Consider the following 15637-nt stretch of genomic DNA (forward strand, 5'->3'; position numbering starts at 1 on the left):
GGGGACTAAGGAGGATCTGTTTATTGGGATGGGGTGTCTAAATACCCACGAGAGAGAAAGGGCAGATCGATGAGAGTTGCCGATTGGTTGGCAACTTGAACGGTGAGGCCTTTTCCTCCTGTTTTGGTGCGAATATAGGCTAGGGCGATCGCTCCTTCTGAAAGAGCGATACAACTGGTGATGGTTCCGGCTTTCTGTTCTCCGACTTGGATAGGGGTTCCAGGGTCAACAGGTTGAGAAAGTTGGAGACCCCAAAGTTGCTGTTTCACCCCTTGATATGTGTTTAAGCGAGCGATGGTTTCTTGACCAATATAACAACCTTTCTCAAAGGAAATCGTTTGCCATAATCCGGCTTCTAGGGGATTATAATCTTCGGTTAATTCACGATCGGGTGCAGGACGACCTTGTTGAATTCGTAGTTTTTCCCAATCTAGATCGGTGATTTCTTTTGCGCCTTGTGCTATCAGTTTTTCGGCTAAAATCCTTCGGTGTTGAGCCTCAAAAATAAGGGTATAGCCAGCCGTTGCTAACCCACTGCCTACTGCTATTCTGAGGGGAATTTCCCCTAGGGTAATTTGCTGGTGGGTTCCTTGAGGAGCGTGGGTTAAGGGGTCGATTTCAAGGGTCTCTAAGAGGCGATCGCTGTCCGTTCCAATTAAACTTATACAAGCAGTATTTTCAGTAATATCTGACAGCTCGACTCGATCCATTGGGAAGATATACCGATCCATCCACTTGAATAGCTGTTCCTGTCTATTGGGAGAAACCAGTAAAATCACGCTCTCTTCGGTCAGATAAGCTGTGACCAGATCCAGGGTACGAGCGGTGGAGGTAACGAAGACGGTATCACAGCCTTGTCCGGGTTGCAGGCGCTCGAAATTATTGGTACTCTGGTTGTGTAGAAAGCGGATGCGATCGCTTCCTTTGACTTCAATTCTGCCCCAATGGGTGCGATCGTAGAGTAAAGTTTCTGTTTCTTCAGGCATAATCATTACGGATGCGTCTTAAAAGGTCACTTTTAATCCTAATCAACTTATCCTAAGTTGATTAAAGTTTTTTCCTTCTTTCCCTATCCCCCCATTTTGGGTAAATTCTCAAAAACCTCCCCAATCACTTGCTTGGTTTTCTCTTCCAGTTGTATCCAATCAACATCTCCCGTATCATCAATTAAGCTCGTATCAATCTCGACATTCTGTGCGTCATAGGGGGAATGGGTCATTGGGTATTCTAGAAAACAAATGCGGAAACATAGCTCCCACAGATTCACGCGCATTTCCTCTCCCTGATAGGTTAAGCACAACACATAACCCGGATAGGGGTCTTGTACCTCTTCATAGGTTCCTTTCCAGGGTGAGGTTTCCAAAACTTGACGCAGATTATCCACGACCCTCAAGAGGGAAGGTTGCATCAGTAGTTCGGCTTGTTGCCATGCGATTGTGTCCTTAAACTTAGGTCTCATGAAGTCAGCTAAAGGCTTTTAATTATTGTTGAAGACTTAGGGTTCAGTTGTCAATCATTCTGGTGCTATCGTTCTTAAAAATTCATCTGCTGTGATGACCAAAATACCCCGAAATGGGTGCAATACCAGCAAATCTCTGTCACCAGTAATGATATAACTTACTTCTCCATTTAATGCCAATTCCAAAATCTTATCATCTTTGCGATCTCGACACTCTTCTACCTGTTCAACTATCTCTACTAGAACAGATCTTGCCACCAAAGTTCCTAAAAATTGTTCCCGTTCTTCACGGGTGATATAACGATTAAATTTTTCGCGCCCGAATATCTCACTTAACTCTTCAAGAAGTTCAAGGGATAGCAAGACTTCACCATTGGCTAAAGCATATCGAAGCACTCGATCTGGCTTGCTATACTCAAATAAAAGCGCACTGACAATAATATTAGTATCAAAAACGTAGCGCATTTCATTTATCAGACAAAATTGAATCTAAAATTTCTGGAGTCAAGCCTCGTGCTTGAGCATTCCGAATAATCTCGCTCATGACTTCTTCTAACGGTCTTTTCTGTCGAGTGACATCACTAAGTTTGATGCTAAGTAATGCTTCAAACTTACGCCTCTCTTGTTCAGAATCTGCCTCAAATATACGGGCAACCTCAGCATTGACGCGAATCACAATCGGTTGAGTTTGCATGATAGTTAGGAAATGTTTATCTGAAGAATATTCTCTTGGTATATGAACCAGGGTAACATAGAGTTTTATTAGAAGGGTAATCAGTTAATTTGATGAAATAGAGCCGGAGATTCCTGTTCAATAGCAGGTTCACTAATCTATGGAAATCTCATCAAAAGCTAGCCTCACTTATCAAGGTGGATTGAGTGTAGGGGGTGATGATCGGTGTAAGGTACAAGTAAAAGTTCAACAGCTTAAGAAAATTAAAAATCTGTGTCTGCACTATCTACCTGACCCCCTAGGCCAAATTTTTCTCTTAGTTTGCCCAAATTATGTTAAAATTTAGCACAAGCTAGGGGTGCCTGATGGCGATCGGGCTGAGAGTAAACCCTTAGAACCTGAGTCCGGCTAGTACCGGCGGAGGGAAGCTGTCACTTCGAGGACTAAACATATGCGAACTGAATGGGTTGCTAAACGGCGGGGACAAGCCAATGTCACGCAGATGAATTATGCTCGTCAAGGCCTGATTACGGAAGAGATGCACTATGTGGCGCAACGGGAAAATCTCACCCCTGAATTGATTCGGGATGAGGTTGCGCGGGGAAGGATGATTATTCCAGCGAATGTTAATCACCCAAATTTAGAACCAATGGCGATCGGGATTGCTTCTAAGTGTAAGGTGAATGCTAACCTGGGTGCTTCTCCCAATTCTTCTAATTTGCAAGAAGAAGTCGATAAGCTGAATCTGGCTGTTAAATATGGTGCAGATACGGTGATGGACTTGTCTACGGGAGGCGGAAACTTAGACGAGATTCGTACAGCGATTATTAAAGCATCCCCGGTTCCGATTGGTACGGTTCCCATCTACCAAGCGCTAGAAAGTGTGAATGGTAGAATTGAGAAACTTACACCAGATGACTTTCTGCATATTATCGATAAACATGCCCAGCAAGGGGTGGATTATATGACCATCCATGCAGGGATTTTGATTGAACATTTGCCGTTGGTGAGAAGTCGGATTACGGGGATTGTTTCCCGTGGTGGCGGTATTATTGCTCGGTGGATGTTACACCATCATAAGCAAAATCCTCTGTATACCCATTTCAACGATATTATCGAAATCTTTAAGAAACATGATGTTTCGTTTAGTTTAGGGGATTCTCTGCGTCCGGGTTGTACCCATGATGCTTCGGATGAGGCACAATTGGCGGAGTTGAAGACGTTGGGTCAACTCACCCGCAAAGCTTGGGAACATAATGTGCAGGTGATGGTTGAAGGGCCGGGCCATGTACCGATGGATCAAATTGAGTTTAATGTGAAGAAGCAGATGGAGGAGTGTTCAGAAGCTCCGTTCTATGTGCTGGGGCCGTTGGTGACGGATATTGCGCCAGGCTACGATCATATTACCTCTGCCATTGGAGCGGCGATCGCCGGTTGGCATGGAACCGCTATGCTCTGTTACGTTACCCCCAAAGAACATTTAGGACTTCCGAACGCCGAAGATGTACGCAATGGCTTAATTGCCTACAAAATTGCTGCTCACGCTGCGGACATTGCCCGACACCGCCTAGGAGCCAGAGACCGAGACGACGAACTCTCTGCCGCTCGGTATAACTTCGACTGGAATCGCCAGTTTGAACTCTCCCTCGACCCCGACCGCGCGCGGGAATATCACGACGAAACCCTCCCCGCAGACATCTACAAAACGGCTGAATTCTGCTCCATGTGCGGGCCTAAATTCTGCCCCATGCAAACCAAGGTAGATGCAGACGCGCTCACCGAGTTAGAGAAATACTTAGCTCAGGAAGCCCAAAAGAAAGAAGTCGCTCAAGTTTAAGCTTAAGTTTAAGTTTCACCCCCATACCCCCAGTTGCTACAATCTGGGGGTTTTTTATATCAATTACAATCTGAAATCTTGAGTTAAATTATTCGATAATCCATGAGGAAGTAGGGATATTGCAGCTAAGATCATACGGTCAATGTATTTACTTACTTTATAAACTCCCTTCCATGCCGGTTGATTGGCATATTCTTTCAAGACTTTCAGGGTCTCGCCCACTTGTTCGCGCATCGATTGTCATCTGAGTTGGTTAGCCAGTTGCCAATCGACAGAATCGCTCTTTTTTTGTCTTTAGGTGAAGTGAAGGGACGTTTTTAGATTCGGATTTGCCCACCTGCCATAGTGGTTTCTGGGCGATCGCCCAACGACTTTAACTCTTTGCTTACTCTATCGAAAGCGATACTCAGATGTCAATAAGGATGCTAGAGCTAGGGCGCTCAAATTGAGATTTTAACTAATGTTCCAGTTCTCACCAAATCAGCTAGGAAAAGGCTAATATAACCTTGCTGGCTTAATATACCTGCACACATTATGAGAATCCTTGTAACGGGGGGAGCTGGCTTTGTTGGCTCTCACCTCATTGACCGTTTGATGGAAGCGGGTCATGAAGTCATCTGTTTAGATAACTTCTACACAGGCAACAAACGAAATATTCTTCAGTGGCTCGATAATCCTTATTTTGAGCTGATCCGACATGATGTTACCGAACCCATCCGGTTAGAGGTCGATCAGATCTATCACTTGGCTTGTCCAGCATCACCCATTCACTACCAATACAATCCCATCAAGACTACCAAAACCAGCGTCTTGGGAACCATTAATATGCTAGGACTAGCCAAGCGAGTAAAGGCACGCATATTACTAGCATCTACTTCAGAAATCTATGGTGACCCTGATGTTCACCCCCAGACGGAAGAGTATCGGGGAAACGTAAACACCATCGGCATTCGCTCCTGTTATGACGAAGGAAAACGAATTGCTGAAACCCTATGTTTTGACTACTATCGAGAGCATGGTCTAGAAATTCGCGTCGCTCGGATTTTTAATACTTATGGCCCTCGAATGCTGGAAAATGATGGTCGAGTGGTGAGTAATTTTGTAGTACAAGCCCTCAAGAGAAGTCCGCTCACTGTTTATGGTGATGGTTCTCAAACCCGCAGTTTCTGCTATGTTTCTGATTTGGTAGAAGGGTTAATTCGGTTGATGAATCGCGATAATCGTGAAGAAGAAGGGCCGGTCAATTTGGGAAATCCTGATGAGTATACAATTCTGGAATTAGCCCAAAAAATTCAACAAAAGGTTAATCCAGATGCCCAAATTCAGTATCAGCCTCTTCCTGCGGATGACCCCCGAAAACGGAAACCGGATATTACTCGTGCTAAAGAATGGCTAGGATGGAAACCGACGATTCCCTTGAATGAAGGATTAGACAAAACGATCACCGATTTTGGCGATCGCCTATCTCCCTCTGAATAATCCCTTTCGGTATTGAAGAGATCCAATAAGGCAAGCATCTACCCTCTGTAAATCTAAAATTAAGTCTCTTGAGGTATACCCATGAAAGTTTGTGTAATTGGTACAGGTTACGTTGGTTTGGTGACCGGTGTCTGTCTAGCGGAATGCGGCCACCACGTTATCTGTATTGATAACAATGAAGAGAAAGTCAAACTGATGAAGTCCGGACAATCCCCGATTTATGAACCAGGATTGTCTGAATTAATGCAAAAATCTGCCCAGGCAGGGAACTTGGAATTTAGCTCCGATTTAAAGGCTGGAGTGGCTCATGGGGATATCTTATTTATTGCTGTAGGAACACCAGCTCTACCCTCTGGAGATAGCGATACCCGATATGTGGAAGCCGTGGCTCGTGGCATTGGGTCTCATCTACGAGATGGTTATAAAGTGATTGTGAATAAATCGACCGTTCCCATTGGATCAGGAGATTGGGTACGGATGATTGTCCTTGATGGTATGGCTGAACGCAAGAAAGAAGAAGGCTTGAGCGAGCAAGAGATTAAAGCGGAATTTGATGTGGTCAGTAACCCTGAATTTCTGCGGGAAGGATCGGCTGTCTATGATACTTTTAACCCCGATCGCATCGTCTTAGGCAGCAATAACGAAAAGGCGATCGCTCTGATGCAAGAACTCTATACCCCCATCGTAGAACGCAAAGTCGGCACAGATGCGTCCTTACCTCCGGTTCCCGTTGTGGTTACCGATCTCAGTTCTGCGGAGATGATTAAATACGCTGCGAACGCTTTCCTCGCCACTAAAATTAGCTTTATCAACGAAGTGGCAAATATTTGCGATAAAGTCGGTGCAGATGTTACCCAAGTGGCTAAAGGCATTGGACTCGATTCTCGAATTGGCAAGAAGTTTCTACAAGCTGGAATTGGTTGGGGTGGCTCCTGTTTCCCCAAAGATGTTTCTGCCTTAATTCATACTGCCGATGACTATAATTATGAAGCCGAACTGCTCAAAGCAGCCGTCACTGTCAATCAACGCCAACGGCTCATGGCAGTAGAAAAACTACAACAGGAACTGAAAATCCTCAAAGGTAAAACCATTGGATTCCTTGGACTTACATTCAAACCCGATACCGATGATATGCGGGATGCTCCAGCTCTAAACTTGATCGAACAACTCAGTCGCTTAGGAGCGAAACTCAAAGCCTACGATCCCATTATCTCTCAGTCGGGAATGCGTCATGGTCTCTCGGATGTGATTGTAGAAACTGATCCAGAAATGCTGGCTGATGGGTGTGATGCTTTGGTATTAGTCACCGATTGGCAGCAATTCTTGAACTTGGATTATGGCAAAATGGCCCAGAAAATGGCCCATCCTGTCATGATTGATGGTCGGAATTTCCTCGATCGCAAAACCCTAGAGGCTGCTGGCTTCCGTTATGTGGGAATTGGCCACTAATTTTTCTCGAGCAATACTTAGCTTAACTTTAGCCTGTCATTGCGATCGCTAAAAGGGGGTTCAGTCCCCCTTATTTTTTCGTCTCTGTTACTCAGTCAAATTAATCCCATCCAACCTTAAAATAACCTATAGCAGAGAAGGAATAGGTTAGGACAGTGGTTATATGGTTTGAGGCAAGAGGCAACAGGCAAGAGGCAATAGAGACTCTAGCCATAGAAAATCTCCTAACTTAACGAGTTCTTTGCTACAGCACCATAATCTCTTGGCTTTTGCCTAATACAGCGCTTTGCTTGCGTTATGAGTGACAGTGTTGAATCCTCAAAGCTATGTACCAAAAGCCTATTCCCCATTCCCTAGCGCAAAGTGCTATATCTCCTATGACCACACTCAGCAACCAACTCCAAACCCCCCAAGAATGGGATCTGTCTGACCTCTACCAACGACTAGACGACCCCAAAATTCAACAAGACCTGGAGCATCTACAACAGCAAGCCACCACCTTTCGCCAGACCTATCGCAGCAAAATTGCCCAACTCTCCCCAGAGGAAATCCTCGACTGCTTACAACAGCTCGAAACCCTCTTTCAATCCTGTGGCTACCTGTGGGCCTATCCGAGCTTAGTCTTTTCCGCCGATACCCGTAACAGCCTCGCCAAACAACTGCTTGATCAAATCATGGAAGCAGTAACCACCCTAGAAAATGAGGTTCTCTTTTTTGATTTAGAACTCAAAAAATTACCCATATCTCAACTCGAAAAACTGCAACAATCACCCCTCTTAGCCTCCTATTACCATTACCTAAAACAAATTGCCAAATTTCGCCCCTACGCCCTTTCCGAAGAAGTTGAACAAACCCGAAATCAGGATAACTTAACCGGTCGTAGCGCCTTTATTCAACTCCGTTCTCTGCACCTAGGCGAACAAAACTATACCCCAGTCACCACCCCAGAAGGAAAAAACGCCGAAACCGAAGCCGATCTTTCTGCCTTACGTTTGCATCCTTCCCCAGAAATTCGCTACCAGTCCTATATTTCCCTCCGGGAAGTCATGCAGCAGCATAACTTGCTCTATGCCAATATTCTCAACAATATTGCCCAAGATCATAAGCTCGAAAATAAAATGCGAGGCTATGACTCTACCCTCAGCAAACAACTTTTAGAAGACCAAGTTTCTGAACCGGTCTTCCAAGCCATTATGACGGGAATGGCTGACCGCTACGATCTTTTTCAACGCTATTACCATCTCAAAGCTAAAACCCTAGGGGAACCCATCCGTAGTTGTGATATTTATGCCCCTTGGACGCAAGATCCTAGCCCTTCGTTACCCTATAATTTAGGAGTAGAAACTCTGTTAAAAGCCTTAGAGCAATTTGATATTAATTATGCTCGCCGCGCTGAGGAATTTTTCCTCAAAAATTGGGTCGATGCCAAAGTTAGACCTGGCAAACGGGGCGGTGCATTTTGTGCCTATAACCATGGCAAACATAGTTATTTATTGCTCTCCTATACCGAGGATTATAACTCCCTATTCACCTTAGCCCACGAAATGGGTCATGGTTTACATTTTGCCTGGATTGATGACCATCAAAGCTATTTTAACAGCAATCCCCCCATGGTGATCGCTGAAGTGGCTTCCACGTTTAATGAATTGTTGTTATTAGATTTTCTCCTGGAATCCTCCGATCCAGCCTTAAAGCTCTCCATTTTGACCGGACAACTCGAAGATCAATTAAGCTTACTCTTCCGCCAGAGTACCATCAGTCGCTTAGAATTACTTATCCATGAACGAGCTAACCAAGGCAGTTTCGATCGTCATTTTGTTAATCAGGAATGGATGAAGTTGTATGAACAGCTTTGTGGAGATGCGATTACCCTCTTGCCTGAACATCAATATGATTGGGCGAGAATTGGTCATATTTTCTTTAAGCCGTTCTATTGCTATCAATACACCGCTTCTCATATTGTCAGCTTGGCTTGTTATCAACAATATCGACAACGGAGTAAAGAGTTTGTGCCTGGATATCTAGAATTGTTATCGACAGGAGGAAGTGTGGATCAGGTGGAAGCACTCAAACAGTATGTAGGTGTTAATTTAACCGATCCAGCGACGATTGGTCATGCGCTGGAATATGTTCAAGGGTTGATCGATCAATTGGAGGAAACGTTAACCCTTAAAAGTGAATAATGAATAATCATTCAGTGTCTTGCAGAAAATCATCCAAAAGTGGACTAGGGTAAGAGAAGAACAAAGTTAACGTCAGTTTTGGTTAAGGGCATTTTGCGGCTGATGCGATGAAGGAATGGAGATTACAGCCAACGATAGCGTTTTGGCTTACCCAAAACTGACGTTTATTTGACAATGTTATAACAGCCTCAAGTGACAGAATTTAAGTCGATTAGCGAGACTGGCGGCGCTTGAGCGCAGCGAAACCAGCAATGAACGCTAACCCAAGAACAGCGCTCGGTTCAGGAACTTTTTCCACAGTAAATAGCCAGTCAGAAGCATATAGATGAGTTGCATCTTCACGAAGAGTCCCCTCATCAGCATGATTGAGCCAACCCCATCCTGAATAACCCTCTTCACCTCGATGATCTGTATCAATTTTGAAAGAGTAGTCATGCACTCCTTTATAATCAAAGAGGTCATAGGAACCGACAGTAGAAGAAATATTCCCTTGCCCCTGTCCATCACCCCAGACGACTAGCCCGTCACCATTTGTTGTTACATTGTTATAAGTAAAATCGAGATCCCAAACGACAGGATTATCATAACTTGAACCTACATCAAGTCCTCCAAACACTTTCCCAGAAATAGTAACGCTCGATCCATCATATTCTAGGAAGACCTCAGATTGAGAATCTTCACAGTTGAAAGTGTAGATGTCGCTAGAGTTACCAGAGACTAAGCCATCCAGCCGAAGACAGTATGCTGGTGGAGCTGCATTGCCATCTGGATGATTATTCACACGATATTTGCCAATAGAAAAGGCATGAGCTGGATTAACAGCAAGCGTAGAAATACTAGCAGTAAAAATACTTATGGAGATTCCACGGAGGATATGGGTAAAGGGGTTATGGTTAATCATGATATCTATTCTGATTAGAGATAAAAGGGATAGTTTGAAAGATCAATTCAGAGCATATTGATCTGCTCTTGAGAATCTGTGATAGCTTTTAGCTTTTAACTTAGGTTAGTGTTTTTCAGTAAAAATCGTGAACCCCTAGACCCTATTCTTCATAAGAACTTCATAAAAATGATAGGTTTTATGAAGTTTTCATGAAGCATCTCCGAAAAAACGCATGTAGAGGCCCAATTCTAGAATTTAATTGGGGATTATGGGACGTAGAAATACTTACTTTAACATCAGTTTTAGTCATCCCTTTTCTGTCACTCTCCGGATTGAAGGAATAGGAAATCTGCTTAAGGGATGACAAAGAGGCTAAAGAGTAGACTGTATAAGGGATAGAACCTTTAATCCCTTCTGGAAAAATAAGCGCTTATGAGGCTTGGAATCCATCAATTCTTGAGCCAAAACTGACGTAAGTTAGAACACGGTTGAATCCTAAAACCGAGCTACCATCCTCTCTTCCCTAGCGTTTCGCGCTATATTAATCCTCTCCCACTTGATAGCCAAATTGAGAAAGACGAGTGCGAGATTGTCGCCATTTGGGTCTGACTTTAACAAATAATTCCAGATAAACTTGACCTAAAATCAGTTTTTGCATTTGTTCTCGTGCAGCCATACCAATACTTTTTAACATGGCTCCCTTTTTACCAATCAGAATAGCTTTTTGGGAGTCTCGTTCCACATTAATAGCCGCAAAAACGCGGGTGATTTTTGGGGTTTCTTCGACTCGTTCAATCTCTACGGCTACCGAATGAGGAACTTCTTGGCGCGTAAGGAGTAAGATTTGTTCCCGGATTAATTCGCCCATGATAAAGCGTTCCGGTTGGTCAGTGACCAAATCGGGAGGATAATAGTAGGGGCCGGGTTCTAGATTGTCTGCCAGCAGATTTTGTAGAGAGTCTAATCCCTCACCCGTAAGGGCAGAAAATTTTAGGATTGGCCAGTGGTGAGCTTGGGCGAGTTGTTCGTAGGTTTGGTCGATCGCTTCAGAATCATCGGGTTGTTGATCCGCTTTATTGAGACCAAGAATAATCGGCAGTTTCACACTAGAGAGTAGCTCAACAATGTAGCGATCGCCCCCTCCCGCAGGAACAGAACTATCGACCACAAATAACACCACATCCACCGATTTAATCGCCAACTTTGCATTTTCCACCAAAACCTTCCCTAACTCATGGTGGGGTTTATGAATTCCAGGGGTATCCACAAAAATAAATTGGGCGGCTGAAGTCGTTAGAATGCCCCGTAAGCGGTTGCGCGTCGTTTGGGCTACGGGCGAAGTAATGGCAATTTTCTGTCCCACCAACTGATTCATAATAGTGGATTTACCGACATTGGGGCGGCCGATAATCCCCACAAACCCAGACTTAAAGCCAGGAGGGGGTTCAGGAATCAAATTAAAGGATGCAGGAGAAATATCGTCCAAGGCTTCAGATTGGGGATCGTGAGAATGAGTCATGGGGGATCGTAAGTCAGGAAAGAACAAAGATTAAGTCAAGTTGAGGTTATCGAACTTTGAGAGAATTTGAGTTTAATTTACTCCTGTAAGGGCCACTTAGCCCTTTGTCTTCATTCAACTTAAAGGCTACCGGAGGACATAAGGTTATGGGAAAACGCATTGGTATTTTGACCAGTGGCGGAGACTGTGCAGGTCTTAATGCTGCGATTCGGGCTGTGGTCTATCATGCCATAGGAACCTACGGTTATGAAGTCTTTGGAATTCATCAAGCCACATTAGGCTTATTGGAGCGTCCTCCAAAAGTGAAAGAATTAACTCGTACAAACATTCGTGGATTATTGCTTACTGGGGGAACCATATTAGGAACCACCAACAAGGGTGACCCTTTCGCTTATCCCATGCCCGATGGAACATTACTCGATCGCTCCCAAGAAATGATCGAAGGATATCACCAATTAGGGCTTGATGCCCTATTAGTGATTGGTGGAGATGGATCTCTAGCTATTCTGCGTAAACTGGCCCAACAAGGCAATATGAACATTATCGGTATCCCCAAAACCATTGATAATGACATTGGCATTACCGAACGCTCCATTGGCTTCCAAACGGCGGTTAATATTGCCACAGAAGCCTTAGACCGCCTCCAATTTACCGCCGCCAGCCATAGCCGAGTCTTAATTCTAGAAGTGATGGGCCGAGATGCGGGTCATATCGCCATCAGTGCTGGAATTGCTGGCGGTGCGGATGTGATCCTAATTCCCGAAATTCCCTACGATATTCAGAAGGTTTGTAAGCACATTGTTAACCGTCGAGAGCTGGGTAAAAGCTATTCTTTGGTGATTGTCTCTGAAGCGGTGAAAAGTGTTGAAGGTGGATCGATGACCAATGTAGTTGGTCTCGGAGAGAGTCGCTATGGAGGGATTGGCCAGGAGATTGCTAAAGGGATTACCTCGGAAATCGGCGCAGAAACACGGGTAACGGTGTTAGGCCATACCCAACGGGGAGGGATTCCCGCACCCATTGACCGCCTGGTGGCTTCGGCGTTTGGAGTAGCAGCCGTCGATTTAGTGGCTCAGGAGATGTACGATCACGTGGTAACTTGGCAACATCGGCAAGTTGTGAGTGTGCCCATTGAAAAGGCGATCGAACATTACCAAACCGTCAATCCAGAAGGCACGTTGGTGAAAACAGCCAGAGGTCTGGGAATTTGTTTGGGCGATTAGTTCTCCCCGGTTTCAACAAGGGGCCCCTAGCCCCTTGTCCGATCTCGAACCGGATCGAGACATTAGGCCATCACCATGCCACCATCAACGTTAAAGACTTGACCTGTAATATAGGCGGCGGCAGGATCGGCCGCTAAGAAACGCACCATTCCCGCGACTTCCTCGGGTTGACCATAGCGACCCAGGGGAATCAGTTTCAGGATTTCATCTGCTGCTAGATCTTTGGTCATGTCGGTAGCGATAAAACCGGGAGCAACCGCATTAGCGGTTACGCCACGACTGGCGATTTCTTTGGCAACTGTTTTGGTAAATCCAATTACTCCAGCTTTGGCGGCACTATAATTGGCTTGACCTGGATTTCCCATTTGTCCAGAAACCGAGGCAATGTTGATAATTCGGCCTCGACGTTTTTTGATCATGATTTTACTGATGGCACGGGTACAGAGAAATACGCCGGTCAGGTTGAGGTTAATGACGGCTTGCCAGTCTTCCGGTTTCATCCGTAGGAGTAAGCCATCTCTGGTAATCCCGGCGTTATTGACCAGGACATCAATCTGTCCCCATTCATCCATAACGGCTTTAACCAGGGTATCGACGGCTTCTGCTTGGGAAACATCTGCCCCAAGGGCGATCGCCTCTCCTCCTTGGTCTTTGATTTGACTGACGACTTCTTCGGCTGCACCGCTAGAGCTGGCATAGTTAACCGCTACTTTCGCTCCTTCTGCGGCTAAGGAAAGGGCGATCGCCCGACCAATTCCCCTAGACGCTCCGGTTACTAAGGCCACTTGATTTTGTAATTGGTTCCCCATAAACCACTTCTCCTGCTATTTCTTAAAGTTAGGCTGAGGGCATTTTGCCTTAGAATGGGGGGAGTTGCCTAACTTTTGCCGAATTTAATATCAAATCCTTCAATGTTTGCTACGATCGAATGGAAGTAAAATGGGTGAAGGTCGTCCTGTAGAGCCTGTATTAGCCTTGCTAGAGGCAACTCTTCTTTAACCCATACCCAATTTTTAATTGATCTAATATGGCGATTAAAAAACAATTTAAGAGTTTTGCTGACCTCCTGGCCCAATCGGATGTCCCAGTTTTGGTCGATTTCTACGCCACTTGGTGCGGCCCCTGCAAAATAATGGTGCCAATTTTGGAGCAAGTGCAAACTCAGATGGGCCAAGCTCTCCAAGTCGTGAAGATTGATTCAGATAAATATCCCCAACTGGCTTCTGAGTACCAGGTGGAAGCGTTACCGACCCTGATCCTCTTTAAACAGGGGAAACCCGTCGATAAAATTGAAGGCGTGATTAAGGTAGAACCCCTGATGGCTCGCCTCCAAACCCTGATTTAACGAACTTGAAGAAAATTTCCCCAAAGTCTGGCTTTTTCCTAAAACTTGTGTTATCTTAGTAAAAGTGGGTAATAAACGGTTGAGTCCGTTAGTTTGCCCGACTTGCGGGTATAGTTTAGTGGTAAAACCATAGCCTTCCAAGCTATTGATGGGGGTTCGATTCCCCCTACCCGCTTGATCATATAAGTCTTATAGGTAAAGGGACTCTCATCCCCATCGATAGCTTGGAAGGCTATAGTTCTACCTAAAATCTACCTAAAACCACTCTACCACTCCAGAAAAGAGTATGAGGTAAATAGGTCATGTAAACAAAGGAAATCTATCCACAAAAGCATTGTCATAGACTTCCATCAATACATCAATCACATGACCATCACATAAGTATAATTTACAGAAACTATAAGACAGTCTTATGCAATTGACCTTGCTATGATACGTCACTTGAATCCTTAATCAACTAACTCACTCATCCAATACGAACATGAGCCTACTTGCTATTAAATTAAATAGGCGGCGCTTACGAAAGAATCAGCATTAGAGGGTGACCCAAATAATCAAGTTTTATTCTTGAAATCCCCATCTGGTAATGCTTTGAGGGTGACCCAAATCTTAGCGGCTCCCTTTCCTATAGCGCTGCTATTGAAAATTTAATCAACTCACTCACACCGTCAACCCTTCCCTACGGCTCTCTTTGTTCGGGGTTGACAGTCTTCGTTGAGGTTGATTTTGATTTTCCTGCAAGCGCTATAGGGGGCAATCGTATGCAGGAGACACTTTATCTGACCACACCTATTTCCTCGTAGGGGTGTTGTGAGCAGTTTTAGCCTAAATTTTAGGCTTAATTTTAGGCTAAATTCCTACGATATACCCCTATGAAGGTAGATAGTCTGGATGTATGGGAATTCTATCCTTAATCCTCATAGTCCTTAAATAGGTCGCAATACTCATCGAAGGTGATATCAAGGATTCTGCAAAGCGTCTGAATTTGCCCAGAGCTTAAGGGCGGCTCTTTATCTTTTGCCATCCATCCCCGGTACGTGCTTTCTGCTGCACCAAGGATTGACGCGACTTCCTTCTGCTTCAAAGTCGTTCGCTCCTTGCGAAGTCGCTCCAATGGATGACAATCGTCCCACTCAGAGGAGGCATACAATAAATTTCTAAAACTCGATTGTTGACTCATAATTCAATAGATAATCTATGATAAATGGTTTTCATAGATAGCTATGCATTGCGCTGAAATTTCAGCGGTGCTACAATAAGGACATCGGAGCCAAGCACTCCTGGTCTAGAGCCTCTAAGCACTACTATCGCTTAACTGAAGGCAATCACCAAGTGTTGGTAACCGGTATTTACTTTTCAGAGTGCCACCTTTTCATAGTCATTTACGTACAACTTTCTCTGTGTATGTACAGAGGGATCGTGTATGACGACTGAAAAAGGACATCTTCCATTGTACCTTGACAATTTGGTTCACCTGTTGACCCTTCTTTCACTTACTCAATCTGAAGAAAGGAGTCAACAAATGGTTAAACAACAACGCATTCCTGAAGTAGCAGGAGGGTTTAACGTTTTGGGTGTGGTGTTTCA

At 44.6% G+C, this 15637-nt stretch carries 14 protein-coding genes, 1 tRNA gene and 1 riboswitch; of the genes, 7 read left to right on the top strand and 8 right to left on the bottom strand.

The features are described 5' to 3' along the window. Window positions 1-20: 20 nt before the first annotated feature. The 4 genes from ygfZ to PN466_RS07875 form a co-directional block, all read right to left on the bottom strand. Entirely contained in the window at window positions 21-986 is a 966-nt protein-coding gene (ygfZ, locus tag PN466_RS07860; protein WP_271938399.1) for a CAF17-like 4Fe-4S cluster assembly/insertion protein YgfZ, read from the bottom strand. An 83-nt stretch (window positions 987-1069) separates the two neighbouring features. Beyond that, the gene (locus PN466_RS07865) at window positions 1070-1459 is read right to left on the bottom strand and encodes a hypothetical protein (protein ID WP_271938401.1); all 390 of its coding nucleotides are present in this window, start codon (window positions 1457-1459) and stop codon (window positions 1070-1072) included. 54 nt (window positions 1460-1513) lie between these two features. After that, entirely contained in the window at window positions 1514-1924 is a 411-nt protein-coding gene (locus PN466_RS07870; RefSeq protein WP_271938403.1) for a putative toxin-antitoxin system toxin component, PIN family, read from the bottom strand. A 1-nt stretch (window position 1925) separates the two neighbouring features. After that, entirely contained in the window at window positions 1926-2153 is a 228-nt protein-coding gene (locus PN466_RS07875) for a hypothetical protein (RefSeq protein WP_271938405.1), read from the bottom strand. Window positions 2154-2476: 323 nt separating this feature from the next. Then, a riboswitch (TPP riboswitch) is annotated at window positions 2477-2575 on the top strand. 8 nt (window positions 2576-2583) lie between these two features. On the opposite strand from PN466_RS07875, the gene thiC reads away from it, so the two are divergent. The 4 genes from thiC (at window position 2584) to PN466_RS07895 (ending at window position 9080) form a co-directional block, all read left to right on the top strand. Then, window positions 2584-3969: a phosphomethylpyrimidine synthase gene (thiC, locus tag PN466_RS07880; protein ID WP_271938407.1), complete on the top strand. Its 1386-nt coding sequence runs from the start codon at window positions 2584-2586 to the stop codon at window positions 3967-3969. A gap of 534 nt (window positions 3970-4503) precedes the next feature. Beyond that, the gene (locus PN466_RS07885) at window positions 4504-5448 is read left to right on the top strand and encodes a UDP-glucuronic acid decarboxylase family protein (RefSeq protein WP_271938409.1); all 945 of its coding nucleotides are present in this window, start codon (window positions 4504-4506) and stop codon (window positions 5446-5448) included. 81 nt (window positions 5449-5529) lie between these two features. Next, a complete protein-coding gene (locus PN466_RS07890; protein WP_271938412.1) occupies window positions 5530-6897 on the top strand; it encodes a UDP-glucose dehydrogenase family protein in 1368 nt (455 codons plus the stop codon). Window positions 6898-7274: 377 nt separating this feature from the next. Beyond that, a complete protein-coding gene (locus tag PN466_RS07895; RefSeq protein ID WP_271938415.1) occupies window positions 7275-9080 on the top strand; it encodes a M3 family oligoendopeptidase in 1806 nt (601 codons plus the stop codon). Between the two features lie 211 nt (window positions 9081-9291). On the opposite strand, the gene PN466_RS07900 is transcribed toward PN466_RS07895, so the two are convergent. Together PN466_RS07900 and era are read right to left on the bottom strand one after the other, a co-directional pair. Beyond that, on the bottom strand, window positions 9292-9981 hold the full coding sequence (locus PN466_RS07900; RefSeq protein ID WP_271938416.1) for a PEP-CTERM sorting domain-containing protein: 690 nt from the start codon (window positions 9979-9981) through the stop codon (window positions 9292-9294). Window positions 9982-10504: 523 nt separating this feature from the next. Further along, window positions 10505-11482, bottom strand: coding sequence for a GTPase Era (era, locus tag PN466_RS07905; RefSeq protein WP_271938418.1), 978 nt, complete (start codon window positions 11480-11482; stop codon window positions 10505-10507). Between the two features lie 146 nt (window positions 11483-11628). On the opposite strand from era, the gene PN466_RS07910 reads away from it, so the two are divergent. Then, complete coding sequence (locus tag PN466_RS07910; RefSeq protein ID WP_271938420.1) at window positions 11629-12705, top strand: ATP-dependent 6-phosphofructokinase; 1077 nt, start codon at window positions 11629-11631, stop codon at window positions 12703-12705. 62 nt (window positions 12706-12767) lie between these two features. Here the strand turns inward: PN466_RS07910 and fabG are convergent, their stop codons facing one another. Beyond that, window positions 12768-13514 carry a 3-oxoacyl-[acyl-carrier-protein] reductase gene (gene fabG / locus PN466_RS07915; protein WP_271938422.1) on the bottom strand — a complete coding sequence of 249 codons (747 nt, stop codon included), beginning with the start codon at window positions 13512-13514 and terminating at the stop codon, window positions 12768-12770. A 218-nt stretch (window positions 13515-13732) separates the two neighbouring features. Here fabG and trxA point away from each other — a divergent pair, with 218 nt between their 5' ends. Both trxA and PN466_RS07925 read left to right on the top strand, forming a co-directional pair. Then, window positions 13733-14050 (top strand): thioredoxin, encoded by a 318-nt coding sequence (gene trxA, locus PN466_RS07920; protein WP_271938424.1) that lies wholly within the window; start codon window positions 13733-13735, stop codon window positions 14048-14050. A 104-nt stretch (window positions 14051-14154) separates the two neighbouring features. After that, window positions 14155-14225: transfer RNA gene (locus PN466_RS07925), tRNA-Gly, on the top strand. Window positions 14226-14960: 735 nt separating this feature from the next. On the opposite strand, the gene PN466_RS07930 is transcribed toward PN466_RS07925, so the two are convergent. Further along, on the bottom strand, window positions 14961-15230 hold the full coding sequence (locus tag PN466_RS07930) for a helix-turn-helix domain-containing protein (protein ID WP_271938426.1): 270 nt from the start codon (window positions 15228-15230) through the stop codon (window positions 14961-14963). Between the last annotated feature and the right edge of the window lie 407 nt (window positions 15231-15637).

Source organism: Roseofilum reptotaenium CS-1145 (assembly GCF_028330985.1).
In the GTDB taxonomy this organism is placed as follows: domain Bacteria; phylum Cyanobacteriota; class Cyanobacteriia; order Cyanobacteriales; family Desertifilaceae; genus Roseofilum; species Roseofilum reptotaenium.

Bases quoted from the DNA above. Each gene is read 5' to 3' on its own strand.
- ygfZ (WP_271938399.1), bottom strand. From the start codon at position 986: ATGCCTGAAGAAACAGAAACTTTACTCTACGATCGCACCCATTGGGGC.
- PN466_RS07865 (WP_271938401.1), bottom strand. From the start codon at position 1,459: ATGAGACCTAAGTTTAAGGACACAATCGCATGGCAACAAGCCGAACTA.
- PN466_RS07870 (WP_271938403.1), bottom strand. From the start codon at position 1,924: ATGCGCTACGTTTTTGATACTAATATTATTGTCAGTGCGCTTTTATTT.
- PN466_RS07875 (WP_271938405.1), bottom strand. From the start codon at position 2,153: ATGCAAACTCAACCGATTGTGATTCGCGTCAATGCTGAGGTTGCCCGT.
- thiC (WP_271938407.1), top strand. From the start codon at position 2,584: ATGCGAACTGAATGGGTTGCTAAACGGCGGGGACAAGCCAATGTCACG.
- PN466_RS07885 (WP_271938409.1), top strand. From the start codon at position 4,504: ATGAGAATCCTTGTAACGGGGGGAGCTGGCTTTGTTGGCTCTCACCTC.
- PN466_RS07890 (WP_271938412.1), top strand. From the start codon at position 5,530: ATGAAAGTTTGTGTAATTGGTACAGGTTACGTTGGTTTGGTGACCGGT.
- PN466_RS07895 (WP_271938415.1), top strand. From the start codon at position 7,275: ATGACCACACTCAGCAACCAACTCCAAACCCCCCAAGAATGGGATCTG.
- PN466_RS07900 (WP_271938416.1), bottom strand. From the start codon at position 9,981: ATGATTAACCATAACCCCTTTACCCATATCCTCCGTGGAATCTCCATA.
- era (WP_271938418.1), bottom strand. From the start codon at position 11,482: ATGACTCATTCTCACGATCCCCAATCTGAAGCCTTGGACGATATTTCT.
- PN466_RS07910 (WP_271938420.1), top strand. From the start codon at position 11,629: ATGGGAAAACGCATTGGTATTTTGACCAGTGGCGGAGACTGTGCAGGT.
- fabG (WP_271938422.1), bottom strand. From the start codon at position 13,514: ATGGGGAACCAATTACAAAATCAAGTGGCCTTAGTAACCGGAGCGTCT.
- trxA (WP_271938424.1), top strand. From the start codon at position 13,733: ATGGCGATTAAAAAACAATTTAAGAGTTTTGCTGACCTCCTGGCCCAA.
- PN466_RS07930 (WP_271938426.1), bottom strand. From the start codon at position 15,230: ATGAGTCAACAATCGAGTTTTAGAAATTTATTGTATGCCTCCTCTGAG.